Source organism: Synechococcus sp. A10-1-5-9, from assembly GCF_047716785.1.
Taxonomy (GTDB): Bacteria; Cyanobacteriota; Cyanobacteriia; order PCC-6307; family Cyanobiaceae; genus Synechococcus_C.
The window spans coordinates 256,459-282,721 of the sequence record NZ_CP180406.1 but is presented as its reverse complement, the minus strand read 5'-3'; the positions used below and the strand labels follow the sequence as shown (position 1 = coordinate 282,721).

Annotated in this window: 27 protein-coding genes; 10 read left to right on the top strand and 17 right to left on the bottom strand. The window is 54.0% G+C overall.

Annotation, left to right across the window (positions count from 1 at the left end; all coding sequences use genetic code 11):
- Both lepB and ACLM45_RS01835 read left to right on the top strand, forming a co-directional pair.
- Complete coding sequence (gene lepB, locus ACLM45_RS01840) at window positions 1-618, top strand: signal peptidase I (protein ID WP_006041175.1); 618 nt, start codon at window positions 1-3, stop codon at window positions 616-618.
- A 14-nt stretch (window positions 619-632) separates the two neighbouring features.
- Entirely contained in the window at window positions 633-986 is a 354-nt protein-coding gene (locus ACLM45_RS01835; RefSeq protein ID WP_006041174.1) for a DUF760 domain-containing protein, read from the top strand.
- Here the strand turns inward: ACLM45_RS01835 and ACLM45_RS01830 are convergent.
- The 4 genes from ACLM45_RS01830 to ACLM45_RS01815 all read right to left on the bottom strand — a co-directional run bounded on the left by ACLM45_RS01830 (window position 976) and on the right by ACLM45_RS01815 (window position 4,218).
- Complete coding sequence (locus ACLM45_RS01830; protein WP_415410305.1) at window positions 976-2,166, bottom strand: DUF4336 domain-containing protein; 1,191 nt, start codon at window positions 2,164-2,166, stop codon at window positions 976-978. The genes ACLM45_RS01835 and ACLM45_RS01830 overlap by 11 nt on opposite strands.
- A gap of 444 nt (window positions 2,167-2,610) precedes the next feature.
- The gene (locus tag ACLM45_RS01825; RefSeq protein ID WP_415410304.1) at window positions 2,611-2,799 is read right to left on the bottom strand and encodes a hypothetical protein; all 189 of its coding nucleotides are present in this window, start codon (window positions 2,797-2,799) and stop codon (window positions 2,611-2,613) included.
- Window positions 2,800-3,466: 667 nt separating this feature from the next.
- Window positions 3,467-3,682, bottom strand: a complete 216-nt coding sequence (locus tag ACLM45_RS01820) for a Nif11-like leader peptide family natural product precursor (protein WP_415410303.1) — start codon at window positions 3,680-3,682, stop codon at window positions 3,467-3,469.
- Window positions 3,683-3,954: 272 nt separating this feature from the next.
- Window positions 3,955-4,218, bottom strand: a complete 264-nt coding sequence (locus ACLM45_RS01815; RefSeq protein WP_415410301.1) for a DUF3104 domain-containing protein — start codon at window positions 4,216-4,218, stop codon at window positions 3,955-3,957.
- A gap of 230 nt (window positions 4,219-4,448) precedes the next feature.
- On the opposite strand from ACLM45_RS01815, the gene ACLM45_RS01810 reads away from it, so the two are divergent.
- Window positions 4,449-4,631: a hypothetical protein gene (locus ACLM45_RS01810; RefSeq protein WP_415410300.1), complete on the top strand. Its 183-nt coding sequence runs from the start codon at window positions 4,449-4,451 to the stop codon at window positions 4,629-4,631.
- Between the two features lie 286 nt (window positions 4,632-4,917).
- On the opposite strand, the gene ACLM45_RS01805 is transcribed toward ACLM45_RS01810, so the two are convergent.
- A complete protein-coding gene (locus ACLM45_RS01805) occupies window positions 4,918-5,091 on the bottom strand; it encodes a hypothetical protein (RefSeq protein WP_415410299.1) in 174 nt (57 codons plus the stop codon).
- Window positions 5,092-5,213: 122 nt separating this feature from the next.
- On the opposite strand from ACLM45_RS01805, the gene psbA (ACLM45_RS01800) reads away from it, so the two are divergent.
- Window positions 5,214-6,293, top strand: a complete 1,080-nt coding sequence (psbA, locus tag ACLM45_RS01800) for a photosystem II q(b) protein (RefSeq protein WP_006040880.1) — start codon at window positions 5,214-5,216, stop codon at window positions 6,291-6,293.
- Between the two features lie 513 nt (window positions 6,294-6,806).
- On the opposite strand, the gene ACLM45_RS01795 is transcribed toward psbA (ACLM45_RS01800), so the two are convergent.
- The 3 genes from ACLM45_RS01795 to ACLM45_RS01785 all read right to left on the bottom strand — a co-directional run bounded on the left by ACLM45_RS01795 (window position 6,807) and on the right by ACLM45_RS01785 (window position 9,176).
- Window positions 6,807-6,944 (bottom strand): hypothetical protein, encoded by a 138-nt coding sequence (locus ACLM45_RS01795; protein WP_390128595.1) that lies wholly within the window; start codon window positions 6,942-6,944, stop codon window positions 6,807-6,809.
- 455 nt (window positions 6,945-7,399) lie between these two features.
- The gene (locus ACLM45_RS01790; RefSeq protein WP_415410297.1) at window positions 7,400-7,555 is read right to left on the bottom strand and encodes a hypothetical protein; all 156 of its coding nucleotides are present in this window, start codon (window positions 7,553-7,555) and stop codon (window positions 7,400-7,402) included.
- Between the two features lie 1,447 nt (window positions 7,556-9,002).
- Complete coding sequence (locus ACLM45_RS01785) at window positions 9,003-9,176, bottom strand: hypothetical protein (RefSeq protein WP_415410296.1); 174 nt, start codon at window positions 9,174-9,176, stop codon at window positions 9,003-9,005.
- Between the two features lie 1,018 nt (window positions 9,177-10,194).
- On the opposite strand from ACLM45_RS01785, the gene ACLM45_RS01780 reads away from it, so the two are divergent.
- The gene (locus ACLM45_RS01780; protein WP_415410294.1) at window positions 10,195-10,383 is read left to right on the top strand and encodes a hypothetical protein; all 189 of its coding nucleotides are present in this window, start codon (window positions 10,195-10,197) and stop codon (window positions 10,381-10,383) included.
- 195 nt (window positions 10,384-10,578) lie between these two features.
- Here ACLM45_RS01780 and ACLM45_RS01775 read toward each other — a convergent pair whose 3' ends face one another.
- Window positions 10,579-10,752 (bottom strand): hypothetical protein, encoded by a 174-nt coding sequence (locus ACLM45_RS01775; RefSeq protein WP_415410293.1) that lies wholly within the window; start codon window positions 10,750-10,752, stop codon window positions 10,579-10,581.
- Window positions 10,753-12,515: 1,763 nt separating this feature from the next.
- Between ACLM45_RS01775 and ACLM45_RS01770 the strand changes: the two genes are divergently transcribed.
- The gene (locus ACLM45_RS01770) at window positions 12,516-12,617 is read left to right on the top strand and encodes a DUF4278 domain-containing protein (protein WP_415410292.1); all 102 of its coding nucleotides are present in this window, start codon (window positions 12,516-12,518) and stop codon (window positions 12,615-12,617) included.
- Between the two features lie 1,235 nt (window positions 12,618-13,852).
- Window positions 13,853-14,932 carry a photosystem II q(b) protein gene (gene psbA / locus ACLM45_RS01765; RefSeq protein WP_006040880.1) on the top strand — a complete coding sequence of 360 codons (1,080 nt, stop codon included), beginning with the start codon at window positions 13,853-13,855 and terminating at the stop codon, window positions 14,930-14,932.
- Window positions 14,933-15,308: 376 nt separating this feature from the next.
- On the opposite strand, the gene ACLM45_RS01760 is transcribed toward psbA (ACLM45_RS01765), so the two are convergent.
- From ACLM45_RS01760 to ACLM45_RS01745, 4 genes are all read right to left on the bottom strand, one after another.
- Window positions 15,309-15,464: a hypothetical protein gene (locus ACLM45_RS01760; RefSeq protein ID WP_415410291.1), complete on the bottom strand. Its 156-nt coding sequence runs from the start codon at window positions 15,462-15,464 to the stop codon at window positions 15,309-15,311.
- Between the two features lie 128 nt (window positions 15,465-15,592).
- A complete protein-coding gene (locus ACLM45_RS01755) occupies window positions 15,593-15,832 on the bottom strand; it encodes a DUF3136 domain-containing protein (protein WP_415410290.1) in 240 nt (79 codons plus the stop codon).
- Window positions 15,833-15,915: 83 nt separating this feature from the next.
- A complete protein-coding gene (locus ACLM45_RS01750) occupies window positions 15,916-16,602 on the bottom strand; it encodes a DNA-binding response regulator (protein ID WP_415410289.1) in 687 nt (228 codons plus the stop codon).
- Between the two features lie 62 nt (window positions 16,603-16,664).
- Window positions 16,665-16,883: a CP12 domain-containing protein gene (locus ACLM45_RS01745; RefSeq protein ID WP_415411321.1), complete on the bottom strand. Its 219-nt coding sequence runs from the start codon at window positions 16,881-16,883 to the stop codon at window positions 16,665-16,667.
- A 145-nt stretch (window positions 16,884-17,028) separates the two neighbouring features.
- Here ACLM45_RS01745 and ACLM45_RS01740 point away from each other — a divergent pair, with 145 nt between their 5' ends.
- Window positions 17,029-17,256: a DUF3136 domain-containing protein gene (locus ACLM45_RS01740; protein ID WP_415410288.1), complete on the top strand. Its 228-nt coding sequence runs from the start codon at window positions 17,029-17,031 to the stop codon at window positions 17,254-17,256.
- A 152-nt stretch (window positions 17,257-17,408) separates the two neighbouring features.
- Here ACLM45_RS01740 and ACLM45_RS01735 read toward each other — a convergent pair whose 3' ends face one another.
- The 4 genes from ACLM45_RS01735 to ACLM45_RS01720 all read right to left on the bottom strand — a co-directional run bounded on the left by ACLM45_RS01735 (window position 17,409) and on the right by ACLM45_RS01720 (window position 21,931).
- Window positions 17,409-17,585, bottom strand: a complete 177-nt coding sequence (locus tag ACLM45_RS01735) for a hypothetical protein (RefSeq protein WP_415410287.1) — start codon at window positions 17,583-17,585, stop codon at window positions 17,409-17,411.
- A gap of 2,083 nt (window positions 17,586-19,668) precedes the next feature.
- Window positions 19,669-19,992, bottom strand: a complete 324-nt coding sequence (locus tag ACLM45_RS01730; protein ID WP_415410286.1) for a nucleoside deaminase — start codon at window positions 19,990-19,992, stop codon at window positions 19,669-19,671.
- Window positions 19,993-21,059: 1,067 nt separating this feature from the next.
- Window positions 21,060-21,314, bottom strand: a complete 255-nt coding sequence (locus ACLM45_RS01725; protein WP_415410285.1) for a hypothetical protein — start codon at window positions 21,312-21,314, stop codon at window positions 21,060-21,062.
- A gap of 320 nt (window positions 21,315-21,634) precedes the next feature.
- A complete protein-coding gene (locus ACLM45_RS01720) occupies window positions 21,635-21,931 on the bottom strand; it encodes a hypothetical protein (RefSeq protein WP_415410284.1) in 297 nt (98 codons plus the stop codon).
- Window positions 21,932-22,986: 1,055 nt separating this feature from the next.
- On the opposite strand from ACLM45_RS01720, the gene ACLM45_RS01715 reads away from it, so the two are divergent.
- Window positions 22,987-23,118, top strand: coding sequence for a hypothetical protein (locus ACLM45_RS01715; RefSeq protein ID WP_415410283.1), 132 nt, complete (start codon window positions 22,987-22,989; stop codon window positions 23,116-23,118).
- Between the two features lie 1,942 nt (window positions 23,119-25,060).
- Complete coding sequence (locus tag ACLM45_RS01710) at window positions 25,061-26,203, top strand: mechanosensitive ion channel family protein (RefSeq protein WP_415410282.1); 1,143 nt, start codon at window positions 25,061-25,063, stop codon at window positions 26,201-26,203.
- Window positions 26,204-26,263: the final 60 nt, after the last annotated feature.

Here is a 26,263-nt window from a genome sequence, read left to right as displayed (position 1 = left end):
ATGCCCAGCCAACCCGATCAGTCCGACTCACGCCGCAGTGGCTGGACCTCCCTACTCCTGTGGGTTGTTCTGGCACTGCTGCTGCGATGGCAAGTGCTGGAACCCCGTTGGATTCCATCGGGATCGATGCTGCCAACACTGCAGCTTCAAGATCGAATTCTGGTGGAGAAGCTGAGGCCGCGGTTCGATCGCGCCACGCACCAGGCGCTGCCCCTGAACAGCATCGTGGTCTTCGCCGTTCCCCCCCAGCTCGTGGCGGCGGGCTACGACCCGAATGCCGCGCTGATCAAACGGGTTGTGGGTTTGCCAGGCGATCAGCTCGAGGTCCGCGATGGACAGCTTCTGCGCAACAACAGCGTGGTGAACGAGCCCTGGCTGGATGAAGCGATCGACTACGCCATGCCGAGCGTCACCGTGCCGGATGGAGCGTTGTGGGTGATGGGTGACAACCGCAATGCCAGTCTTGATTCCCACTTGTGGGGCTCCCTGCCGGACAATCTGGTGATCGGAACGGCTGTCTGGCGGTACTGGCCGCTCACACGGTTCGGTCCGATTCGGTTCTCACAACCGGATTCAACTGTGACGCAGCACACAGCTGCGATAAGTTCAGGGTCCTGACGGAGAGCGGCGGGATGTTCAATCCTGAGTTCCTGACCACGGACAGCCAAGACGGACAACCCGTTAACGGACTGATTCAGTACCTGCAGGATCAATCACCCGATGTTCTCCAGCGCGTCGCGAAATCCGCGAGCAACGACATCCAAGATGTGATCCGTCACAACGTGCAGGGGCTTCTGGGAATGCTTCCCAGCGAACAGTTCGAGGTGAAGGTCACCGCCCATCGCGACAACCTGGCGAACATGCTCGCCTCGGCAATGATGACGGGGTACTTCCTGCGTCAGATGGAGCAACGCAAGGAGCTGGAGGACGCGATGTTCGGCGACGATGACATGGCGATCGGCCCTGACGAAGAACTCAATCTGTGAACGGATTGCGCGGCACCAGCCGGTACCGCACCAGTGTTTTGTCGATTTCAGCAAGAAAATCCCAGTTGCCCTGATCTGGAGCCCAGGGCCTCTGCACGAGCTCCTCTTTGAAAGCAGCGACCACCTCGGGTGTGAACGCGAGAGGAGCGCTGTAGTGCGCTGGCACCAGCCAACGCATGGCCCCAAGGCTGGCCAATTCATCCAACCAAAGGAGCAAGGCTTGGCGGGCCCGCGGCAGCACCAACCGCTCCAAGACAGGAGCCACCTGCAGACGCGGGGCCGAATCCCCCATCAAAGCCGATGCTGCCTGATGCCAGCCGTCCTTCCAGGAGAAGGGATACAGCCCGAAGTGCCCACGGGGGGAACGCAAACCCGGACGAAAGGACTGGCGCAGCACCTGAAGTAACGAAGGAACGTCCAGCGGTTCCGGCCTCAGGTAAGAGGCGAACAGCACAAGCCGGGCCCAACCGCGACGGCGTGCTTCAACTGAATCCAGAAAAGGTTCATCGCCCCGCTCGCGGGCATGGAACAACAGCGGGGTGGGGTCTGCATCGAACACCGCGGGAGGCTCAGCGCTGATCCCCACGAGTGCATCGGTCACCAGAAGGGCCCCGGAAGGACGGTGAAAACAGCTGATCTCCTGGAACCGACCCACACCGAGATCCAGTGGACCGAGCGACAACCAATCGCAGATCTCTGGGTGGGGCACCCCGTCGTCGAGCAGAACCCGGGTGCGGCGTTCCGGTACCCCCAACCAGCTGAGGGGTAATTGCACGGGGAAACTCCACTGGCCCGGACACACCCACAGATCGGCCTTCGGGAAAGCGCGGGCCAGGGGCGCTAAAGGCAGTTTGTGCTCCAACCCTGAGGCCGTCGGCATCACGATGGTCTGCACGGGGCCATGGACAGCCTCCAGAGCCTCGAGTTTCTTCAGCAGCTCCCGGGTGGGAGGCAAAGGATTCACCAGCATCAACCCACCCGGCACCTTCACCACCGTGAGTCGAATCGGCACGGCCACGTAATACACCCCCTGAAGCTGCTCAAAGCTCCAGACCTCACCGGGAATCAGCTCTTCGGCATGCGTGGCTCGCCGGCCATAGGGGTAGAGCGGCAGCAGCGGCCAGAAACCCCAGCGCTGATCAGCAGGATTCACACCAGCTCCAGCCACCACACTCCCCATCAATGCAGTGATTCTGCAGAGGAGTGGATCAGAACAGAGTCAAACCACACACCCCGGAGCAGAAGAGGACCACCCACGAGAAACTGCTGCAGGTCAATCCAACCGTTGGGCACCAGCGATTACTCCAGCAAAGAGAGCACCACATTCGCGACGCCAAACACCAAGGCACCCGTGCGAACGATGTGGGTCATCGATTCAGTTGGAGGGTGGAACACCCAGCGTGATCGCCGTCCAGTCCCTATGAGTGACCGACTTCTAGGACCAACACTCGATCCATTCTCTTTTCCTCGGCAGTGAGGAAATCGGCCCACATCCCTATGAGAAAGCTCAGAGTGCTTAAGGCCTGTAGCTGCTCTTTCGAGCCAGGGCGGGTGTATTTGAAGTCCATGAACATGCGATCAGCGACTGACCGCTGTTCACGGCATCGGGCGTCGATAGACATCGTCAGGCTTCGACCTCAGCTTTTTCGTTCGACTTGTGATGGGTCTCAACAGAGGTTGCTTCAGCTGACTTGCTGCGAGGGCAGTCACCAGCGTTGGCACCGCCAACAAAGACAGCCAAAAACATGACCGCAACGATCACGCCGCCACCCCAAAAGGCGAAGCCTGCTGGAACTTTTTTGATTTGACCCATACCGCCATCTTACAAGAATTCGTTACATTCCGTCACGAACTCGCTTTTGGGTCCTCATGTCCATCTCCAGCCAAGACCTGATCGTCTTCTTTTGCAGCTTCGGGGTGGCTCTCGTAGCCCTGAACCTCTACAAGCTGACGCAGCCCGCAAAAGGCTGAGGCCAAGGCTTGGACCCTCGGAACGATCTGAGTCACCAGGCCAAAGCCCCCCCTGGAGAGGGGCGGCTCCAGAATGTCTACTGTCCTGAAAGAAAGCCTTGCCGCTCAGTAACAAGGCCTTCCCTCGATTAACGGCAGAAGGATGACGACTCCCGCCGATGCGATCAATTAACTCCTGTTTGGATCGCGCCAATACCCCCGCATAGGGACAAAAGAAAAAACCCTGAAGTATCCAGTCCAGGGCTTGGTTTCCCTTAGTCACAGGAGGAAAGCCTTGGCTGCAGCACCAAGGCCCTCGCTCGACGACCGACAGAAGTAACGGTGGATTCTGCCGATGGGATCAATCAACTCCTGTTTGGCGCGTGCCAACACCCCTGCATGGGGACAGTTAGGCAACACGCCAAGAACTAGTCAAGACTGCCGCAGATAAATGCTCGCTCAGGTTTGAAATAGATGCGTGCAAAACCACCAAACCCTATGTCCTGACTGACCTGGCGACTGCCTCCTAATCAGTTGTATTCGCCAGGCGTCTCCTGCTTGGACACTGTCACCCGGCCCACTTTGTTGCCGGAGAACCGCAGCAATTCGTCCCCGCTGAAGTAATAACCCATTCCAGAAGCGATTTTGGCCACATCGTCAGCCGTTGAGGCCGCCAGCACCGACTGCTTCACGGCTTCGTCGGCCTGCAGATGCAAGAGAAAAGCTTTTAGTTGATCGAGAGCCATAGATCGCCTCACCTTTTGTGGGTCTTGCTTAGATCTTCATCCTGAAGAACATTGCAAACTCCGGATTTAGCCATTTCTGGATCTGCAGAGCAAAGACGTCTCATCAGCTCATTCTGATCCTGCTCCGACAATGAGCCGTCAGAAGACCACTTCAAGCAAGTTCTACCAATACAAGTTTGCTGAATGACGGACGGAGGCATAAAGCCCTCCTGTCGCGATTGTCGCAATCTCCCATCCGGCACAAGCCTTTTGATACCCCTTCATGGGGACAGCTAAGCCGCGACTGGTTCGTGGATTCTGGGGACGACATGAGTCACCAGATCAGCTTTGATCCAACGGACAACACGTGTTTCCACGTCTGCCACCTGGAAAAAACTTGGGTGCTTTGGGTTTTTGACGCTGCCAATGACGTGAATCACGTCAGCCATCCACCAATCACCGTTCTCTTCAACGATCACGGTCATGCCTGCTTTGACATGCAGGAACAGTGGGTCGCGACTTGGCCGCTCTGTGACGACCGAATGATCAACAGACATCCAATTCTCTCGTCGCGCCCCAACAGGTAAGCACTAGTACTAGTGAACTGCAATGGGCAAAGCCGACGATTGAAGTGCGGTTGACCCTCGCTAGAGCGAGCAGCTTTACCTGTCGCAACCCGCATCGTTAAGCCACCCAAGGTTTTGTGACGAGCTGAAGGCTTTGTCTCGCCTTGCTCAGGCAGGACTCGATTTATCGCCTAGCTCTTAGAGCAGCAGGAATAGATGAAATGGGACCAACCAAACTCACCAACACTCCAACTGGCCTCGAGTACTACCGGGTCTGCGACGACGAAGGCGTATGCCGTGTAGTCAAAGGCATGTGGGAAGCCCAGCACCTCGTAGAGGACACGCCTGGCCTAACCGCAACCAAGACAAGGCTCTACCCAGCGGAGTGGGACGAATTGATTTAGGGCACAGCCGATTTCGGGCACGCTTGCAGCCAAAGGCATAGCTGCCAGCACAGCAGCACCACCATTAATTACGTGGCGCTCAATGAACTCCTGGCTTGTCAGCCGGAGTTGTTCGGTTAGCTCTCAGTTGCACATCATTCAGCCCAATTGCACAAAAAATGAGGGACAACTCAGGGACAAGCCCCTCAGGCCTGTTCCTGTAACTGGGAGCTAATTGGCAGCGGCGGCCAGAAACCCCAGCGCTGATCCGCAGGATTCACACCAGCTCCAGCCACCACACTCACCATCAATGCAGTGATTCTGCAGAGGAATGGATCAGGTCATTCATCAGGCCGATCACTTCTTCCCACATCGCTATGCCCATCACGGCAAGCAGTCGGAGTCGGATGCACACAACACGCAAATCGCCTGCTGAACGCTCATCGTCAGACAACTGATAAGCCGGACCTATCGATCTCATCAGGAGTGCTCGGGCCGGGTGTCGTGCCGGTGCCGCAAACTTCCTTTACATTACCGCTGTTGGGTTAACCGACCTTTCTTATCTGCCACCGGGATTCGTCCCACCGGCTTCTTTCCGTACTCATGACCACCACCATTCAGCAGCGCTCCGGCGCCAATGGCTGGCAGTCCTTCTGCGAGTGGGTCACCTCCACCAACAACCGCCTGTATGTGGGCTGGTTCGGTGTGCTGATGATCCCCACCCTGCTGGCTGCCACCACCTGTTTCATCGTTGCCTTCATCGCAGCACCCCCCGTCGACATCGACGGCATCCGTGAGCCCGTCGCCGGCTCCCTGATCTACGGAAACAACATCATCTCTGGTGCTGTTGTTCCTTCCTCGAACGCCATCGGCCTGCACTTCTATCCCATCTGGGAAGCTGCTTCTCTCGATGAGTGGCTGTACAACGGCGGTCCTTACCAGCTGGTTGTCTTCCACTTCCTGATCGGCATCTTCTGCTACATGGGTCGCGAGTGGGAACTTTCCTACCGCCTCGGCATGCGCCCCTGGATCTGCGTTGCTTACAGCGCACCTGTGGCTGCTGCCTCCGCCGTGTTCCTGGTGTACCCCTTCGGTCAGGGTTCCTTCTCTGACGGCATGCCCCTCGGCATCTCTGGCACCTTCAACTTCATGCTGGTGTTCCAGGCAGAGCACAACATCCTGATGCACCCCTTCCACATGATGGGCGTCGCAGGTGTGTTCGGTGGCTCCCTGTTCTCCGCCATGCACGGTTCACTGGTGACCTCCTCCCTGGTGCGTGAAACCACCGAGAGCGAGTCCCAGAACTACGGCTACAAGTTCGGCCAAGAGGAAGAGACCTACAACATCGTGGCTGCCCACGGTTACTTCGGTCGCCTGATCTTCCAATACGCCTCCTTCAACAACAGCCGCAGCCTTCACTTCTTCCTGGCTGCCTGGCCTGTGGTCGGCATCTGGTTCACTGCCCTGGGCGTCAGCACCATGGCTTTCAACCTGAACGGTTTCAACTTCAACCAGTCCATCCTTGATGGTCAGGGCCGCGTCCTGAACACCTGGGCTGATGTGCTGAACCGCGCCAACCTCGGCATGGAAGTGATGCACGAGCGCAATGCTCACAACTTCCCCCTCGACCTGGCTGCTGCTGAGTCCACTCCTGTGGCTCTGCAAGCTCCCGCCATCGGTTGATCTGGAATCAACCTGTTCATATCTGAACAGCAAAACGATTCAGGTCAACTGAATCGGAAAGCCCTCACCGCAAGGTGGGGGCTTTTTGTTGTCTTGGCTTTTTGGTGATCTCTGTTTGAGCTTGAGGCGACGTCATCCCTTGTTGATTAGGCAGAGATCGAGGGGCACCTCTTATGACGTAAAGCTGTATTGCAGCTATATTTAGAAAAGTTAAGCAGGCTCAGGAATGGGAGATTTTGTCGCAACTGGTTCGACTGCCTTTCCCCTCGAGCTACTGAGCAGCATCGTTTGTTCTGTCGCTATTGCGATCTATGCACTTGCTCAGCCTGCTGGTAATTCTGACGACGACGATTCGAATAATGGTGGAGGAGGATTGATGCAGCCCGCTGTCTCCGCTGCTGGTGTCAGCTGATTGAGCAAAAGTTCAAGGATTTTCAGCAAAAAGCACCGCTGAATCCAGCGGTGCTTTTTGTTTTTTAAATAGGCGTAGGGCGCAAACCCCCTGGACTACCTCTAGGCCTCGATCTTCTTCTTCTTACCAATTCGGATAACAGAAGGACGAAGCGCGCAGGCGAGTGCACGGAACGGCTTGTGCACACCCTCAACAATGAGGCTTCCCATGGCTTGGGCGTTAGCGAGATCGAGCTTCATGACGCTTGAATTGATTATGCATTTCTACTTCTGAAGTCGTCCTTTGGCCTATTCCCAATTTGGGGACGATTGGCCTGATCTCAAAGAGGAAGGCCGCCCCTCCCAGGTGGAAGAGACGGCCTAGCTCGCTCGTTTGTGCATGATTCAACCCGTCACTTCAGGAAAGAAAGAGGGTCGAAGCGTCTGGCTGTTGGCAACCCTGGGGCCATTGGGTCCAGGTGTGATGCAGGTCTCCTGCGGGGCACCTACGAACGGTGCAGAGGAGAATCGACTGATCAGACGACCATCAATGTCGTCACAGACGAAGTGCTCACGTTTGGGTTGAAAAGTTGGAGCAGGGGCCAGAAAAGTCAGGCTGCTTCTGCTGTTTGCTCAGGTGGAGTGTCGGCCGTCATGGGCTCCTCCGATCTCGATGGACATACTTTCCACCCGTCAGCGGTTAATTGCTATCCGAGTTAACGCTCATTGCCTTCAAGGCTGAAATCACTGAGATTGCTTTCAACGTGCATTGCACAGATCACAGTCACTTCGGAGCGAAGGCCGGATCCCAGATGGGGGTATCTGTAGGCGATCAACAGGAGTTGATTGATCCCATCGGCAGGAGCCGTCACTTCTTCTGTCGGTCGTCGAGCGAACGCCCTGGGTGCCTGGACGCTTAACCAGGGCGTTCCTCTGCGTAGTTCCTCTCATGCCCCGCTGCTCTGAATCGCTTTAGAACAGGGATGAGGTCAGAGACCGATTAGGACGACAAACCAGGTCTCAACGACCTTCAGGCGGGTTCCCCACCCGCCTTTTAAATGCGCGCTTCTACGGATGGCGGCAGCACTCCAGGGTTGTGAAAGTTCTATAAACCCTCTCTGGAGGGGTGAATGCGTCTTCTTGGGAGGGAGTAGGGAACCCTCCTTTTTTGTGTGTCCCGTGACCCAAGTAGTCGTGCGGTCGTTATGGCGACGTTGTGTTGTCATCCCTCGCGTCATTCTCTAGTTGCTTCCTTTTTGGTGAAAGGGGGCGATGCGTCGAACGCGGGGGTGCTTAGGGAACACCCCCACTTTTTTGGCAGTTTGTAAAAAGTGCTCTCGACACCCCGTCTTGCTTGGAGATGGTGGAACTGCTGGCGAGTCCAGCGTTTTCGACGCATTCGTCCCCTTCAGTGGCGGCATTCCCTGCCGCCTTTACTTATCTGCCTCTGAGGCGCCTGTGCTGAGAGTGCCTTCCCTCATGGATGTATGCCGCAATCAGGCAGGAAAAACCGGTCAGGATCAAGAGTGTTAGGAACGTTGCCACGCTGGCGCCTCCACCTATTCATCTCTTCTCCATAGGACGGATGAGAGTGATTGATGCGGTGACTTCATCACTCCTCATTGGGTATCAATGCTTGGGGGGTCTCCCCATAGACATGGCATGCAGGCAGTCATAGAAAAAGTTCAGACCCCGATAAGACCTGATGGATGAGTGAAGTGCGATGCCCCATTTGGTCCGAGGCAAAGGGGGCGATCAACGCCCCCTTCTTCATTGGAGTGTGTTGATGCGAATGCCTTCTTCTTCGACGATCTGGAACGCAGGTGTCGTCTTGATGGTGACCCTGGGAGTCATTCGGTACTTCGCATCTTGTAAGGAGGCGAACCGTACAACTGTTGACGGTTCTCCTACTCCTTATGGGAGAACACCTGGAGGAAGATAAAGAGGTCACAACGAGAGGGATGGGACCTCTGAGGGAATGCACCTCGGGGGTCTTTTTTGCTGCGGGAGGATGACGCTGAATATCTCCAGGGCTGAAAACGTCTGTAGAAACCGGCGAGGCAATAGCATCATGTCCGGAACGAAATGCATGGTAGGAACTACACCGAGGAGACCACTAGCGATGGGCGACGCTACTTCTGAGCTCACGTAAGTGCAGTTGTGCTGGTCCCTTCTTAGCGAGGGTAGTAGTGGCCATTGCGTCGCTGACCGCGGAAACACTTCTGGTCATCGCGCCGGCGGCGGGAAGCGCCTCCAGCCCGTCTTCTGCATCGCCTCCCAAGCCTCAAGTAATGGTGAGCTTGGTCGGCCTCATCTCATTCATCCGGCTTTCGCTTGTGTTTCCTCTTCTGCCTCAGCACGAAGGAAACGCTTACGTTGAGGTGACTCAAGGCCAGTCATCTGAGCGTCGATCCTTTCCAGAGCTTTGTTCTCGACTTTGCGACGTTCCTCTTCCCACCACATCAACAGGGGATGCATATCGCTTCCGGCCATTGCTGAGACCTCCTATTCAGATCTCGCGTTGTGGTCTCTCGGCCCTTCCGCGTGAGATGAACTTCTCAGGTATTTGAGATGCCCGATACCCCTATGCGGGGGTATTGGCATACGCCAAAAAGGAGTCAACTGAACAGATCGAAGGGGCGTGAGTACCTCCTTCGGTCATCGAACGAGGGCCTTGGTGCTGCAGCCAAGGCTTTCCTCCTGTGACTAAGGGAAGCCGAACCCTGGAGAGTGACAGCTCCAGGTTTTTTTCTTTTGTCCCTAGGCAGGGGTATCAAATCGCTTGTGCCGGATGGGAGATTGCAACAATTAAGCCAGGAGGGCTTTATGGCTCCGTCCGTCATTCAGCGAAATTGCATCGGTAGAACTTGCTTGAAGTGGTCATCTGACGGCTCATTGTCGAAGCACGATCAGAATGAGCTGATGAGACGTCTTTGCTCAGCAGATCCGGAAATGGCCAAATCCGGAGTTTGCAACACTTGTCAAGATGCAGATCTGAGCAAGGTCCACAAAAGCTGAGGCAATCACCGGCTGATCAGAGCACATACTCAGCCACAGAACATCATGCGCCATTGACGAGCTGGGCTCCTAAGGCTGACTGGGTCCCTTGCTCACTGGTCGCCAACTGAAGACATGATCCCGAAACTCATTTGGAGATAGCAAGCAAACAGCTCTGCCCTCACCAAGCTGAGAGCCTGAATGGATTCAGATTATGTTCTGCGTTGAACGAAGTGATGGCCCCGAGATTTGGTTTCAGGAGCAGTGCTTTGAGACTGAGTTCAAAGCGTTCACCAACGCCCGTGCCAAATCGCTGAATACTTTCGGGCTCTATCGAGTCATGTACGAAAGCCCCGGCAACTCAAGTGAGGTGCTGAGGATTTCAAAAGGGAAGGCGATCTTGGCTGAAGATGACCGACTCGTTGGATAAGTTCTGGTGCCTAAGCAGCAGAAATTCTGTGGTTCGGAATGACGCATCGAAGGCATTGCTATAGAAAGGGTCCAGGTAAGAGCCGTGTACAACGTCGTCAAGCAAGAAGCTCCCGACCGTTGGGTCAAAGAGCTCTATTTCCAAACTGAATTCAAGGCTTATTTGTGTGCCCGCACAAAGTCGAAGGCGCTGATGTGTACCTACATGGTGGTTGACGCAACCACTAACGAAGTGACCTCGATCGTTCGTCACGGCAGCCCCCTCATCACATAAGAGACGAACTAAATCGATTCTCTGCATTATCTCGAGTTGCTTATAAACACACCCAGTTGCACAAAATTCCAGGGACATTTTAGAGATAAGCCCTTCAAATCCATTGCAGAACAGGGGAGTAAAGAGGCAGCAGCGGCCAGAAACCCCAGCGCTGATCAGCAGGATTCACACCAGCTCCAGCCACCACACTCCCCATCAATGCAGTGATTCTGCAGAGGCATGGCTCAGGCCAGGGTCAAACCACCCACCACGGTGCAAAAGAGAACCACCCGCCAAGCCGGTTGACACCAGCTCACCAACAACAGAAACGCAACCAAGGGGATGGGCCGATCCTCCTGCTAGATCAACGGCCTCTCCCGAGCGAAGCATCAGTAGTGATTCAAGAGATTCACTTTTCCCTCACCAGAAGGCGTAGGTGATGGTCAACTGTGGAGAGGATCTTCGGTCCGGGGACCCAGCGAGAGAACTCAACAACCCAATCTCGGAGCTTCAAGCCCCGGCTGCCTACCCACAGCACTGGAGCAGCGGAGAGCATGAGCAACACATCAAAGGGGTGTCAGCACCTCCTTCGGTCATCGAGCGAAAGCCCTGGACCTGAGACGACAGGGTTTTCGACTTTGCCTCGAGCCCCCCCTGGAGCCGTCACTCTCCAGTTTTTTTCTTTTGTCCCCAGGCAGGGGTATCAAAGGGCTTGTGTCGGATGGGAGATTGCAACAATCGAGACAGGAGGGCTTTATGGCTCAGTCCGTCATTCCGCGAACGTGTATCGGTAGAACTTGCTTGAAGTGGTCTACTGACGGCTCATTGTCGGAGCACGATCAGAATGAGCTGATGAGACGTCTTTGCTCTGCAGATCCGGAAATGGCTAAATCCGGAGCTTGCAATTTTCGTCAAGATGCAGATGCGAGCAAGACCCACAAAAGATGAGCCATTTTCTTCTTCTGGTTGGCTTAGGTCTCGGTGACTATCTCGCCGTATAGCGCAACAAGCGAGCCTTAAAAGTCAAAGCAAGGCGCAGGCGTTAGCTGTCCTTCGCCAGCTCTATCACGTTCCGCCAATCAGGACCCAGCTCAGCTGCCAGGTCCTTCTCCAGCGATTTCAAGTACCGCTTCCGCTGCCCTGACTCTCCGCCGACCCAGACCGGAATCTCTTTTGTGTTTTCACTCATGCCTTCCCACAACGAGGTGATGGCTTGTGGCTCACGGTTAACGCTGCTTTACACAGCGGCGGTCGATCGACACACCAATCACCCCGGATGCTTATCCCTAATTCTTCAATGCCGTGCCAAACAACCATCGCTCATAGGAACTAAGCAGCCAACTGAGCGACGAGATCAGAAAGCTCTTTTACATCTACTTCTAGTTTATCCAAAAGAGGTTCACAATGCTTGCGAGCACTGGGATCTTGAACAAACTCGTCCCGGCAAAGCATTAACTGAAGGATCTCAATCTCTTCGCTCGGATAATCACGGTAGGAATAGCCCACAACACACTCCAAAAAATGTAGAACTAATTAACCCTGCACGAATTTCGAAAACGCCGTGGTCCAAGCAGTGCAATGTCCTGGACTCAACAACACAAACTGTGGCCTTAGTTACACATCAAGGACGGGGCCACCGTTTCCAGTAGCTTCAGCTGCTAACCCATTGCAGCTGGAGGTTGCAAGTCAAAGCCTCCAGCCAGTTGATGCAGTCGCAAATTATGCGCTGGCGCAATGAAGGCAATGAGGGCTATGACCCCAACAGAGTCACGTCCCCACGAGAGGGTGGTGGCTTTGGCTCAGGTGATCGGCTCTATTGAGCTGCAGCGGATCACCCTGCCTGAGATTCGGCGGTAGGTGATGCGGTTCAGCCGTGATCAGGACGGTTGCGACAGAATCGCACCGCACTGGCAGAGCTGGTGGTGCGGCGGAGCTGCAATCGATCTGGGCTCACCTTGCCTGGAAATGGAGCGAGAAAGCTGAGCGGAATACAGCCCAAAAAGCGCTATGTATCCGCCTGAACGAGAAAGGGGCTGGCGCCCCCCCCCTATAACAGCTCTGTAGCAACCGCTACCAACAACGTTCACCTCGCTTCTGCGAGGCGCAGATCACCAGGCCAAGGAACGGGGACCTGGATTTCTGAGGAACCACAAATGACCCTGACCTATCGCGGCCAGAAGTACGACCTGCAAAAAGTGGCTGGCGCTTCCGACAAGCCTGCTCTGACCTACCGCGGCGTTTCCTACGCCAAGTGAGCAAGGCTTAATCAGAAGATCCCAAGCCCCTGCCCGCGGCGGGGGTTTCTTTTTGCCTCTGAGGCAGCTCCGAACCTGCCAAAAGGATTGGGCTGAGATCCTGAAGCGGGCTACCCCCAATGCGGAAACCACTGGGGAAGAAGCCCCGCACGAGCAAGGCCAAGTACGGCTGCCAGTGTTGCCAGCTTCACTCCAGTCAGGATTCCTGCCGTCTTCCATGTGAACAGCGATTTCGTCAGGGTGATCAATGCACATGCTCAGCCAAAAACATCAGTGCCATTGACGAGCTGGGCTCCTAAGGCTGACTGGCTCCCTTGCTCACTGGTCGCCAACTGAAAACATGATCCCGAAGCTCATTTGGAGATAGCAAGCGAGCAGCTCTGCCCTCACCAGGCTGAGAGCCCCAAGGGATACAGATGATGTTCTGCGTTGAACGAAGCGATGGGCCCGACATTTGGTTTCAGGAGCAGTGCTTCGAGACTGAGTTCAAGGCTTTCACCAACGCCCGGACCAAATCGCTGAATACTTTCGGGCTCTATCGAGTCATGTACGAAAGTCTCGGTAACTCAGGTGAGGTGCTGAGGATTTCAAAAGGGAAAGCGATCCTGGCTGAAGATGACCGACTCGTTGGATAAGTGCTGGTGCATAAAGAGCGGCAATTCCGTGATTTGCAATGACGCATCAAAGACATTGCTAGAGCAAGGGTCCAGGCAATAGCCGTGTATAACGTCATCAAGCAAGAAGCTCCCGACCGTTGGGCCAAGGAGCTCTACTTCCAAACGGAATTCAGGGCTTACCTGTGTGCCCGCACAAAGTCGAAGGCGCTGATGTGTACCTACATGGTGGTTGACGCAACCACAAACGAAGTGACCTCGATTGTTCGTCACAGCTGGCCCCTCATCGCATAGGAGGCGAACTAAATCGACCCTCCGCATTACCGCGAGTTGCTCATTAACACACCCAGTTGCACAAAATCCCAGGGACAACACTGGGATAAGCCCCTCAGACCTATTCCTGCACCTGAGAGCCAAGTGGCAGCAGCCGCCAAGCCGAGGCTCTGCGCTCCCAAAATGGCTATTGATCAGCGGGGCTGATCGCAGGGATGAGTAGCGCTGTTGTGCACAGGGGGTAGGTCGGCATTCACATTGTGCAAAGTCCCTTTACATTGTGAAGGTCGGTTAACCGACTTTCTTTACCGCCGACGGGTTTTCCCTGACGCTTTCTCCCCCGTACTCATGACCACCACCATTCAGCAGCGCTCCGGCGCCAATGGCTGGCAGTCCTTCTGCGAGTGGGTCACCTCCACCAACAACCGCCTGTATGTGGGCTGGTTCGGTGTGCTGATGATCCCCACCCTGCTGGCTGCCACCACCTGTTTCATCGTTGCCTTCATCGCAGCACCCCCCGTCGACATCGACGGCATCCGTGAGCCCGTCGCCGGCTCCCTGATCTACGGAAACAACATCATCTCTGGTGCTGTTGTTCCTTCCTCGAACGCCATCGGCCTGCACTTCTATCCCATCTGGGAAGCTGCTTCTCTCGATGAGTGGCTGTACAACGGCGGTCCTTACCAGCTGGTTGTCTTCCACTTCCTGATCGGCATCTTCTGCTACATGGGTCGCGAGTGGGAACTTTCCTACCGCCTCGGCATGCGCCCCTGGATCTGCGTTGCTTACAGCGCACCTGTGGCTGCTGCCTCCGCCGTGTTCCTGGTGTACCCCTTCGGTCAGGGTTCCTTCTCTGACGGCATGCCCCTCGGCATCTCTGGCACCTTCAACTTCATGCTGGTGTTCCAGGCAGAGCACAACATCCTGATGCACCCCTTCCACATGATGGGCGTCGCAGGTGTGTTCGGTGGCTCCCTGTTCTCCGCCATGCACGGTTCACTGGTGACCTCCTCCCTGGTGCGTGAAACCACCGAGAGCGAGTCCCAGAACTACGGCTACAAGTTCGGCCAAGAGGAAGAGACCTACAACATCGTGGCTGCCCACGGTTACTTCGGTCGCCTGATCTTCCAATACGCCTCCTTCAACAACAGCCGCAGCCTTCACTTCTTCCTGGCTGCCTGGCCTGTGGTCGGCATCTGGTTCACTGCCCTGGGCGTCAGCACCATGGCTTTCAACCTGAACGGTTTCAACTTCAACCAGTCCATCCTTGATGGTCAGGGCCGCGTCCTGAACACCTGGGCTGATGTGCTGAACCGCGCCAACCTCGGCATGGAAGTGATGCACGAGCGCAATGCTCACAACTTCCCCCTCGACCTGGCTGCTGCTGAGTCCACTCCTGTGGCTCTGCAAGCTCCCGCCATCGGTTGATCTGGAATCAACCTGTTCATATCTGAACAGCAAAACGATTCAGGTCAACTGAATCGGAAAGCCCCCTCCTCGGAGGGGGCTTTTTGTTGTGACTGCAGATCTTAATAAGGGTCCGATCAAGGGCGTTCTGGCATGGACGACACGGCAAGAAACGACTGACCCAATCACCGCCGAAGAGATGGGCCGACCTTCCTGATCGGTCAACGGCCTCGCCCGAGCGGTTGTCAATCTGCGTCACCCGCTGTCCACTGGGCTTAGGACAACGACAACGCACATGAGACTGCCGCTAGCGGCATTGCAGCGAATGCAGAACGCACGAGCTGTGCCGAGAAATTTCCTGGTGGGTGATGTTCATCGCATGCTGCTTTGGTGAGAGTCAGAGCTCGCCCTGCTCACCCTCCAGACAGCTTCGATCGATCCAGTCACACATTTGCCGCAGTGCGGCGTCATCCATCTCCACAAGATGATCGGTCCACTCCTGCATGATCAGTGCGAGGTGATCGGGATTGTGGATGATAAGGTCTGAGCCCATCAGCACGTATTTAATGCTGAGCAGTTTCCAGGCCTGGGCCTGAGCAACCAGGGGTGAGCTTCCAGTAACCGTTCCACCCGACTGAACGGCTGATGTTCACTGTCCATGGTCTGATTCAGTGAAGACAACTACGCCGCCTTCTGGCTTCGCTGATGTGCCTGCAGTGAAAGGAACAGCGCGCGCGGATTGCCGTAACGGTCTGGAAGAGCCTGATGCAGTCGGTACAGGCGTTGCCAGCAGACGCTCTTGCTGGCTTCGCCTTCTTTCACTCCATCCGCCACCAAGTATTCCATGGCGCGGGTGTATACCGATTCCGTTTCCCGCAATTCTGCGAGGGATGGTTCATGGGTGAAGGTGATTGCAGCCATCTCTTCGCGATATCACTTATCGCCATCCATTCATGCCTCTTTGGGGACTTGCTCTCTACCCCCATTTGGGGTGATTCATAGGCTCAGATCTGAACCATGCCGCAGCGCATTCCTTTCAGCACCGCCTGAACCCGGTTGTTCACTTCGAGGGTTCGCAGGAGCCGTTTGGTGTAGGTGCGTGCGGTTTCTTCGGTGACGATGAGATCTTCCGCAATTTCACGGTCGGACATTCCGCGGGCGAGGCGGTCGAGAACTTCGTATTCGCGAGGTGTCAGTCTCGGGCAGCTGAGATAGGGAAGTTCATCGGAGCGCAGTGATGGGCTGCGATAGGAGTGATGTCCCATCACCGCCAGCACAGCCGCCTCTAGAGGTTTGCGGTCTTCGATGATGTCGGCTTCGGCAACCACGGCTTCAAGCCAGGGTGCGTTGTCGTATTCCACGGGAATGGCATCGCTTAACGCCAGCACCACGACCTTCAGGCCGGGTTGAAGCTCTTGGGCTTTGCACGCCAACTCAAAACCATTGCCTTTTTCAAGTAGATCTGTGCAGAGAAGCAGCTCAAATGAAGTCTTTCTGAGGTAACTCAGGCAGGACTGTTCATCCGTAACAGCACATCCGATGCGAGATCGTTCGCTAAAACTCTCGCAGAAGCAGCGAAGGAAGAAGCGCCCCTTCATTGCCAAAGCAATGCTTCCGTTGATGACAACGGAAAGCAGGGGCTCTTCGTCGGCAGATTTGGGTACGCTCAGCAGATATGGGGTCAGATCCATGCGCTTGCCTGCATCTTTGATCCATCCTTGCGGGCCACTTGCCCATCTGGTTACGACCGTCGTCAGTCGTCATAGACGCGGCATTCGGGAGCGTCGGGATTCAGGTCGCAATGCACCTCTAGGGAGGTGGGGTCCTTGTGCTCTCCTGGATGGTGGCCTTGGTAGGTCTCGAGTCCCTCAAGCTCGGTGGCGTAGTGACGCGCCTTGGCGTCATCACCTCTGGCTTGAGCCTTGGCCAGTTCCTCACGGTCCTTGGCAATGTGGGTTTCAATTGATTCCACGCTCAAAATTGCAATCGAAGTCATCTAACGCGCTGGCTGAATTATTGAGCTACCCCCATCCGGGGACAGAGAAATTGTCCCCATTTGGGAGGCGATGAAACAGCCTCGTTTATTGCACAGTTCTGCTCGGCAGCGTGAAGGTTCCATGAGCACATCCAACCTCAGCATCGGAGAGCTCGAAGCCAAATATCCGCTGTACTGCAAGGCCTTGAAGCTACTGATCAAGCAGGGGAAAACAAGTGCTGAACTTGAGCGAACACTTTGTTGGGATCGTTTGCGCCTGTTGCACCGCTCCTTGCCTCGACAATACAAATCACCCGAGCGGTTGATATTGATGATCCAGGCCGAGTTTTCGTCAGTGACCGATAGCTAAAGAGAAATGATGTCAACCGAAGCTAATGCCATCAGGGCTAAAATTGTGAGCAATGTGATGCACAGGATTGCTGCCCTTGATCAAGAGCAACGCTATGAAGACAGCTATGCGTTGACTCAGGAATTCAGGGAGTGGTTGTTCGATTCCACGATTCAACCGAGCTCGAGGCAGGCCAGGCCATAAACGTTGCGGTCGTGGCCCTCCGGCATCAGGCCCTCGTACATGCGCACAGTCGAGCCAATGGGTTTGAAGCCCTTCGCCGTCGTGATCGTATTGGAGGATGGGTATGCCGGTGGGGTTGCTGGTAACTCCACTCGCCGGCGAGCCAAAGCCCTGAATCGAACAAACAGGGCTTTTATCTTCAACACCGAAAGAGGCTTCAGAACGCTTCTCTTGATATGAAAGGAAGACCCTTGAGCTGTCTAAACAACAGTCTCCTTCTTTTTCGAGGAACATCCCCATGAATGATCTGCTCTATCGAGGTCACACCTACAAAGCGCCCACAACAAAGCCAAAGACTTGTTTGGAGCTCACGTACAGGCAGGAGCACTACAACACATGCCGGCAGGTTGGGTCACTTCCGATTAAACAAATTCACCTCACCTACCAAGGAGACTGTTACATCAAGCACCGGGGATAATTCCTAGTCGAACAAGGAGCTTTTACCTGGGCCAGGACGTTAACGTTTTGTTCGATGATCCATGACAAATTAAGCCCGGGGTCCACCCAGCGCTGAACACAACAACTCGTTTGCCTCAGGTTCACTGATGGTGTTTTCTGCCTTCTTGTTGATCGGCATCGTGGATAACAATAAGAAGGAAAATAATCAACCAGATAAATGAAAAAACAACAGGTTCAATCATGATCCCTTACTATTTTGTCTGGATGCATCTTTTATAGCAGCCTCAAGCTTGACCATCAGGATGTAGAGACCAATGAGCAGTTGGGCCACAAGTGGTTCAAACATCTGCTCCTCCTCAAAGAGGTACTTCCGGTCTAGATCCGATGATCTTCGGATCCAAGGGAAAAGGCAGGTTTGTTACATAGAATCAGCGAATCAACAAGCAATTCTGTCGCTTTGCTGTAACTGGTTGATTGCAGAAACTCCATTCCGTTGGAACAAGATTTGTCGCACTGGTGATCAGGTCATGCATGGCCTCGACAAGAGGCTGGATTCCTGAAGGTGGTTACGCACGAATGCTCCTAAATGGGGGCAGTGCCGTGGCGCGCCAAAGCCAGAGACTTCTTAGAGCGTTGAAAATGCTTAACGTGGTTCATTCAGTGTTCATGAGCGTGTGGGCTGCGTGCTCGGTTATGGGTTTTCAAAACGCCATGCCTCCCCGCCTCAAAGGGCGATTATCCCTCTCAAGACAGGCAAACCATTCCCGCACATTGCTGGATGGTCACACCAGCTGCCTAATACCACCCGTCGGGATGCTCTGCGCTCCTGACGCTGGCTGAAGCGAGGGTTGCTCCAAACACTGATCGAGAGAAAAAAGCGCCTCGACCCACGAAGCGCCCGAATCTCAGATCAAACTCGATAACACATCAGCAAATTATCGATGCCAACCATGACCTCCAGTCGTGTCAACAAGAAGCAGGTAAATGACACAGATAATCAGCAACAAAGAATAAACATCCATAGGCATCCATTGGCTAATTCAGTTCTAAGACAATCCTCCATGACTGCATCGAGTGGTTACAAACAAAAATGCCTAGCAGGCCACACTGTCAAAAAAAGACACCCTGAACTCAGCCAGATGTGAATCCGTCCTGATTCAACTGGCACAGTGACAGTTGAATCATTTTGGTGAATGTACTTGGGGTGAGTGAGATGTTCTGTGTTCACAAGCAAGTTGCTCATGGTCGATGGGTCGATCAATACTGTTTCAAGAATGAGTTCGACGCCTATGTCTCAGCCATGACGAAATCAACAGAAACCATGGGAACGTACAGGGTCTATAACTCGACATTCAAAGAAGTGACCATGGCCTTCGAAATGGGAATGGAAATCGACGTCTGCGGAAAACAAACTGCAGGATCGTGAGGTTTGCCTTCAAGAAAGCCACTGCGGCAGGGCAGATCAATCCCCTTGGCTGCGATGACAGCCCCAGATGGGGGTATCGAGTTGTGCTTCAAAGGAGTTGATTGGCAAGAGGGAGACGTCTTGGACCCCGTCTCCCGTGTTCGAAGCCAAAGCAACCCTGGGAGACTTCACTTCACTCCTGGGGTTTTTCTTCTGAGTGGATCGGTGATTCAGTAACGAGCACCGTCAGGCAACTGACGAAACTCGGCCCACACCGCCTGGGCTTCGCTCTGAAGGATCTGCTGCATACGAATCTCCTTGTCCGGCACCGGTCTGCGGATATCGTCGTTGATCGCCCGATCCGAGAAGAGATCCTCGTAATCGCTTCAAGATGCTGCATAGAAGACCTGGCGAATGTTGGCCCAATAGGCGATGGAGTAACACATCGGACAACATTCACAGCTCGAATACATCACGCAACGACTGAGATCCCAGTTCTCGAGAGTGTGGCAGGCCTGGCGAATGGCATTGACCTCAGCATGGGCACTGGGGTCCTTGTCCTGAATCACGCTGTTGCCTGCGGCGGCGATCACTTGGGCGTCCTTGACGATCACCGCGCCAAAGGGTCCACCGGTTTTGTACACCACACCGGCATCCCTCATCACCTGAATCGCCCGCCGCATGAAGGCTTCATCTTGATCCGATGCCATGGCGTCCCCGTTGAACAACTCCTCCAAAACTGGCAGCAAGAAAATCTCGGAAACGGGAATAAGAAGCTTTGGCTTTGCTTACCCACCCAAGCCAGTGAGGGATGGCTACTCGCCCATCCCCCCTACAGCCAACTCAGTGAGACTGATTAAGCCGACCAGGTTGGAATTCCATCTGAGCAAAGTCGACCTCGCTCAAAGAACAACTCTTTTGCGGAAATAGCGATTCCGTTGAGGTTGCAGTACCAGGCAGCTTCAGTGGTGCTGGTTAATGCACGCAGCCCTTTGGCAAATTCGGCATCTCTACTAATCCGTCGCCTGAGCTGGTGTGCTGGAGTCTGTCTTTTCATCGCTTCATCAGTAGCTGTTTCCTGTCTACTTAGGAAGATAATTTTTGGTATCAGCTTTTCTGCTCATCAACAGAGCAACGGACGAGAAAAAGACCAGATGATTGAGGTTGGTTAAGTACCTATTTCTTTTTTTCATTCTTGATGATAAATACGGAAAAGAAGATAAGGAGCGGCATGTCTTTTAGCCCTAAGCAGTGCTCACTTGAACGTATCAAACCAGTTTATTTGAGGCCTAACAATTTAAAGCCCTCTCCCTCCTGGCAGCTGGCCGAGAGGCACTTTCGCAATCGCAGAGAGGATTACTGGAAAAATCGCTGCTCAATAGATCCAAACGCTTCAGCTTGCAAAATTTTTGACGAGTAAAGGAGGATGATCATGTCAATTCATATTTTGCCCCTCGCCCACGGCGATTGTCCAACCTTGATCTGCGAAAGCGCAGATGTTTGCTATTTCGGCGACTGGAGGGTAGACATTGACCCTCCAAAACACACTGGGATCAATTTGATCCCTGGGCTTGGTGATCTTCCCACGAAATCAGGCTACAGATTGGGATTGGATTACGGCTCTATCCCTTAACGACTCATCCGAGCCTGTTGAACAGCCCGGGATTTTCTGGATGTGCAAACTACAAGACGCTAAGTCTCTACGATTGCCATGAGGTTTAGGTCTACTGTCCCTCTGCTCCCAACAGTCTTTTAGGCAGCAAAGGGCTTCTAAAACTCAGAGCCCTGAGGATTTAAGGGCTCTCAGGCTCAGCATCAAATAGGTTCGAAATGATCCAAGAGCCATGAGCTGGTCGGCTGTTTTGTTCTGGGTGGAGTCGTCCAAAGAACTTTCAAACTCAAAAAGAATTTCGCTTAAGCGATCCTCCCAATCCAGAGCAACTTCTTGGGCGAAATCATCTTGCGATACCTTTGCCTTGAGAAAGCTGCAGAGCTGACTGAAGCTGACGGAGTCTGGAATCGTGTTCATCACATCCCTCAGACATTATGGAAACACTAAAGGACAAGGTCCCACCCCCTTCCTTAGGTTAATCAAAAACAAATGAGTAATGCCTGAGGATTAACTCCTGAATGATTATCATTCCCCAAGTAGTGCACTGACAGCGAATGAATGTTCTGCGAATGGGGCTTCAGCTACGCGTGCAAGGATGATTTGATGCCTTGATTAACCGAGGTACGTTGCAGTCAGACAACAAGCGACAATAAAAAGACCGTTCTCCATGAGAGGAAGACGGCCTGTTGATGTTGTTTTGAATGAGTTGAAGAACAGCTAAATCGAGCTGTATCCGACAATCAAGCCACCTTGAGAGACAGGAAATGCTGGTCTGCTTCAAGCATCTCTTCATCGTCTTCAACATCCCAGCCGCCATAGAGCAGATGAAGAAGCCTCGCTACATCCAACTCCCGGTCGGCGATGTCTTGCCAAAGACGACAGCTCAACTCCGAGTCAGCAAGGACGAATTGTGCACGGGCCAACTCACGGGCCAAAGCGAAATAGCTTTGTCTGTCATTGCGGATGCGGCATTCCATCGCTGCACCCACAGACATCTGCAGGCGCTGTTGGCTTAGAGACTTCGATTGGGTTTGCATGGTTCTCCTGGAATGCATTGAGGCAGGGGCAGCCGCTCTCCCCCTGAAAAGACGGCTCAGCTCGCTCGTTCATTCATTCTTGACCCCGCGATGCGATCGGGGGATGAGAGGCCAGCCCATCTACGACAGGAATGGGGTGACCTCTCCTATGGCTCGCTTCCGACACCCCTGTGATTGCTGAACAGGGGCCATGCCGCATGCCATTGCTGGCGAGAGGCGAAGTGTCGGGCCTTTCAAGCTCCTGGGGCCAAGGTTCCAGGTGATGGACTTTCTGACTCAATGATGAGTGCCCCCCGGCAGTGATGGTGCCGAGATTTAGGGCAAGCCCATGGGTGGTGAGAAAACTCGTGGAGCAGATGCTCGAAAGGTCAGGCGACTTCTAAAACCTGCTCGGTTGGACCGTCGTCTCTCATTGACGCCTCCGATCTCAGTGGTCTCACTCTCGTCAGCGGACACGCATCAGGCAATCGGTCTTAACGCTCATTGCCTTACGAGGCAAAATCGTCGAAATTGAAAACGATTTGCTGAGCGAAAAGCAAATAGCAGCTCAACCTACCCACAAAAAACCCTCCTGCATCAAAGAAAACAGGAGGGAAGTCTGATCTCCATCAATCCAATGCCCTGAAATGGCATCGGGAATGCTCAGACCTAATAATTCATAGACCTAGTAACCATGGCCCCTCTTCATCGGCTGGTCTCGGTAAGGAGTCGTGCCAATTGGGGGAGGAACATAGCTCTTCTCCTCTGCATCAATCGCGCCCATGGCATGGGCGAAAGCATCTCCAAACCACTTCAGGAAACCTTTCATACAACCTCTCATTTGGAACTGACTTCGTCCTAGAACGGAAGTCTCTTTTTTGGGACTAGGTACTTAACCCAAACTTGGGAAACGAGCTTGGAGGATAAATACCTAGATACTTTATTTTCATTCATGACAAGCTTGACTCTTACAAGCCATCGTCTTATTTTCACTTTTGAATAAATTGGAGGTGAGCATGTCTCTTGCTCCTTCACTTGTTCGTAGAACAACTCTAGGCGGGACAATTCATATGCTGGTGGGTGATAGCAACCCCCGCCACCTAGCCGAGTTGAGCGGCAGCCGTGTTTACTGCGACGACATGGCCAGCGCCGAAGCCCATCTCGACTACTGGAGCAAGGAGTTATTGCACTGCTGGGGAAGGCGTTAATAACGCTTATGCCTTAAGCGCTAACGAAAGATAAGGAAAAGCTCTGGTCGTCTCAAGTCCAGGGCTTTTGCTCGACGACCAGCGGAGCTTCTAACGGCACCACCGGCCTGGTCAATCAATTCCTGATTGACAGATGCCAATACCCCCGCATGGGGGTATCAGGCTTCTCATATGGATGAGAGATTCGTCCCACGCGGGAGGGCCGAAAGACCACAACGCGAGATCTGCACAGGAGGTCTCAACAATGAGCAGAAGAGGAATGCATCCCCTGTTGATTGGGTTGGACAAGCCAGACCGCAAGGCCAAGGTCAAATCTCTGGAAAGGCCGAGCACTCAGATTGATGGTCTTGAGTCACCTCAACACAAACGTTTCCTTCGTGCCATGGAAGAAGAGGAAACACAGGCCAAAGCAGAATGAATGCGATGAGATCGACCAAGCTGACCAGCGCGCCAGAAGGCTTTGAGTACTACAGAGTCTGCGATCACACAGGCGTCTGCCATGTAGTCAGAGGAATGCGGGATGTCCAGAGACTGCTTGAGAAGAGACATGACCTGATTGTCACCAAAATCCCCTAATTGAAGTCATCACGCGCTGAAGGGCTTGTCACTCACTACCGCTTACTTGCAACCGTAGGACAAATGACCTTTTCCTTAGAACAAATGCAACGTGCCCGTGAGCTGGCGCGCACGAGAAGAAAACATGGCGCGATTAAGCACCTGCTGATAAATGAGTTCAATTTGCGACCCGCCCAGTGCCGTGCGCTGCTTATTGCAGCCCTAGCAGACGAGAAAGCTGCCTAACCAGCTCTCGAACATGTCCACCGGGCTCTGTTAAAAGCAATAGAAGGGAGTAAGCACAATCATTGTATTGCATCCAACAAGAGGATGCTCCTGATTATTGGATCTCTAAACAGCCAAAGTAATTGAGGCTAACAAAATCAGAAAGACCACTCCTAAGAGGAGGCTTTTTCTTGTGAATGAAGAACCAAACTGACCGATCAACAGCGATCCAGCATCGACATCACTGACAGCAACGACTACCCCAATCACCGACAAAGAGGAAGGCCGCCCCTCCCGGTGGAGAGACGGCCTAGCTCGCTCGTTTATGCATTGCAGTCGACCTAGTCAGTACGTGTTGCCTTTGGGGATCTCCTTGGCAATGGGACTGAAAGAGGAAGGTTGAAGCGTCTGGCTTGTGGCAACCCTGGGGCCATTTGGTCCAGGTGTGAGGCGGGACTCCTACGGGGCACCTTGACGAACGGTGCAGAGGTGTGTCGACTGATCAGACGCACATCAGTGTCGTCACAGACGAGGCGCTCACGGTTGGGTTGAAAAGTTGGAGCAGGGGCCAGAAAAGTCAGGCTGCTTCTGGGATTTGCTCAGGTGGAGTTTCGGCCGTCATGGGCTCCTCCGATCTCGATGCACACACTCTCGGCAGCCATGGAGAACCCGGCAATCAGCTGTCCTGCTCATTGCCTTCTGGGGCAAATAAGTCGATTGTGGAACCGACGTGCCTTGCGCTGGGATCAATGCGATGCGCAAGTTGTGCTCGGACGGCCAGGACTGAACCAAGACTTGTGTTGAGGTCCTGACAAGATTTGTGTGTTATTGATCCCGCGACAGAGAAAGGATCCCAAGGTCAGTTGACCCAACAAGGAGGGTCACATGTACGAAGGTTTCAAAAAGCCTGTCGATTGCACCCTGAATACCTGCATGAAGTGGGGCGCAGACGGAACCCTGTCTCCACACGACCAAGACGGCTTAATGAGGCATCTGTGCTCTACCGATCCGGCCTTGGCTGATAGCGAGGCTTGCAAGCTCTACAAAAACGACAGCTAAACGCAAAAGCCATTTGCGCTCATATCTCCCCCTGCTCTTGACGGGGGGGTCTTTTTGCCTGTGGTTCAACGCTGAGGTTCCCGTCTTTCCATGACACTCCGGGATGGCGGCAAACCTTGGCTTACGCCGGCTGAGAGCATCAAGAGAGATGCTCCCGTGTGCGGGCACCATGCTGATCCCGGAACTGCCCTGGCGTCTGGAACGACTCCTGCTTGGCGTGCTGATCGCCGCCTTGGCTTGGACCGCCTTGCAGATCCTGTCTAAAACGGTTTTTCGGCGCCAGCCCTGGAGAAGCCTCTTGCTCTCCTCCTGCTTGAGCGTATGCAGCACGGTGCTGGCTATCGCGCTCACCACGTGGCTGCTTCAGTTGATACCAGCACGAGCAAAGTTATCGATCCTGGAGCTGGAGAGCTTGCGCGGCTTCCTGCTGGCCTGTGGAGCGGCATGGACAATTCGGCGATGGAGAGGCTGCTTCCGAGGACAACGAACCGAAATCACAGAGCGGCTGCCCGCAAGCCTCGCAAACCGGGAAAAGCTGTTCCTTGTGGATGTACTGGAAAAACTCCTGAGCACCACTTCGTTTGTGCTGCTGTTACTAGCTGCTTTGGAAATTCTCGGAGTCCCTGTCTCTGTGCTGGCCACGGCCGGTGGGCTGGGAGCTGCAGCCGTCGCATTCGGCGCGCAAAACGTGGTCTCAAACTCCCTCACGGGATTTTCGCTTTACATCAATCGCCCATTTGTTGTAGGGGATTTCATTGAGATCCCATCGGAGAAACTCTCAGGATTTGTCGAGAGAATTAGCTGGTATTACACCCAACTTCGCACCTACGACAGAGAGCCAGTTTTCATCCCAAATTCTATTTTTGGCAGAAACTCCGTAATTAACGTTAGTGAAATCGACAATCGGCGCCTGGTCGTTAATTTCTCCGTCACCTACAATGATAGAAACAAAATTCCAGCCATCCGCGAAGAGCTATTACGGCAGCTGGAGCGGAATGAGAATGTAGATCAGCAACACGAACGTTTTGTGGTTCTTCAGAGCTATGGCGAATCCAGCTTGGATTGCCAGCTGGTGTGTTGCAGCACCGGCAACGACTATCTAGACGCCCTCGAACTGCAACATACCTTGCTGCTACTGGTGGGAGATGTGGTGGAAAGCTTGGGAGCAAGCATGCCGTTCCCGACACGCACAGTCATCCAAACCAATACTCAAGGTGAACCCATACCGCTGACTTCTGATCCCTGATTGGAGCCCTGAAATGTGAGTCGCGATTAAACACAATGGCGTCAAAAAGAATTACCAGCG

Bases quoted from the DNA above. Each gene is read 5' to 3' on its own strand.
- lepB (WP_006041175.1), top strand. From the start codon at position 1: ATGCCCAGCCAACCCGATCAGTCCGACTCACGCCGCAGTGGCTGGACC.
- ACLM45_RS01835 (WP_006041174.1), top strand. From the start codon at position 633: ATGTTCAATCCTGAGTTCCTGACCACGGACAGCCAAGACGGACAACCC.
- ACLM45_RS01830 (WP_415410305.1), bottom strand. From the start codon at position 2,166: ATGGGGAGTGTGGTGGCTGGAGCTGGTGTGAATCCTGCTGATCAGCGC.
- ACLM45_RS01825 (WP_415410304.1), bottom strand. From the start codon at position 2,799: ATGGGTCAAATCAAAAAAGTTCCAGCAGGCTTCGCCTTTTGGGGTGGC.
- ACLM45_RS01820 (WP_415410303.1), bottom strand. From the start codon at position 3,682: ATGGCTCTCGATCAACTAAAAGCTTTTCTCTTGCATCTGCAGGCCGAC.
- ACLM45_RS01815 (WP_415410301.1), bottom strand. From the start codon at position 4,218: ATGTCTGTTGATCATTCGGTCGTCACAGAGCGGCCAAGTCGCGACCCA.
- ACLM45_RS01810 (WP_415410300.1), top strand. From the start codon at position 4,449: ATGGGACCAACCAAACTCACCAACACTCCAACTGGCCTCGAGTACTAC.
- ACLM45_RS01805 (WP_415410299.1), bottom strand. From the start codon at position 5,091: ATGAGATCGATAGGTCCGGCTTATCAGTTGTCTGACGATGAGCGTTCA.
- psbA (WP_006040880.1), top strand. From the start codon at position 5,214: ATGACCACCACCATTCAGCAGCGCTCCGGCGCCAATGGCTGGCAGTCC.
- ACLM45_RS01795 (WP_390128595.1), bottom strand. From the start codon at position 6,944: ATGAAGCTCGATCTCGCTAACGCCCAAGCCATGGGAAGCCTCATTGTT.
- ACLM45_RS01785 (WP_415410296.1), bottom strand. From the start codon at position 9,176: ATGGCCGGAAGCGATATGCATCCCCTGTTGATGTGGTGGGAAGAGGAA.
- ACLM45_RS01775 (WP_415410293.1), bottom strand. From the start codon at position 10,752: ATGCTTCGCTCGGGAGAGGCCGTTGATCTAGCAGGAGGATCGGCCCAT.
- ACLM45_RS01770 (WP_415410292.1), top strand. From the start codon at position 12,516: ATGACCCTGACCTATCGCGGCCAGAAGTACGACCTGCAAAAAGTGGCT.
- psbA (WP_006040880.1), top strand. From the start codon at position 13,853: ATGACCACCACCATTCAGCAGCGCTCCGGCGCCAATGGCTGGCAGTCC.
- ACLM45_RS01760 (WP_415410291.1), bottom strand. From the start codon at position 15,464: ATGGGCTCAGACCTTATCATCCACAATCCCGATCACCTCGCACTGATC.
- ACLM45_RS01755 (WP_415410290.1), bottom strand. From the start codon at position 15,832: ATGGCTGCAATCACCTTCACCCATGAACCATCCCTCGCAGAATTGCGG.
- ACLM45_RS01750 (WP_415410289.1), bottom strand. From the start codon at position 16,602: ATGGATCTGACCCCATATCTGCTGAGCGTACCCAAATCTGCCGACGAA.
- ACLM45_RS01740 (WP_415410288.1), top strand. From the start codon at position 17,029: ATGAGCACATCCAACCTCAGCATCGGAGAGCTCGAAGCCAAATATCCG.
- ACLM45_RS01730 (WP_415410286.1), bottom strand. From the start codon at position 19,992: ATGGCATCGGATCAAGATGAAGCCTTCATGCGGCGGGCGATTCAGGTG.
- ACLM45_RS01720 (WP_415410284.1), bottom strand. From the start codon at position 21,931: ATGCAAACCCAATCGAAGTCTCTAAGCCAACAGCGCCTGCAGATGTCT.
- ACLM45_RS01710 (WP_415410282.1), top strand. From the start codon at position 25,061: ATGGCGGCAAACCTTGGCTTACGCCGGCTGAGAGCATCAAGAGAGATG.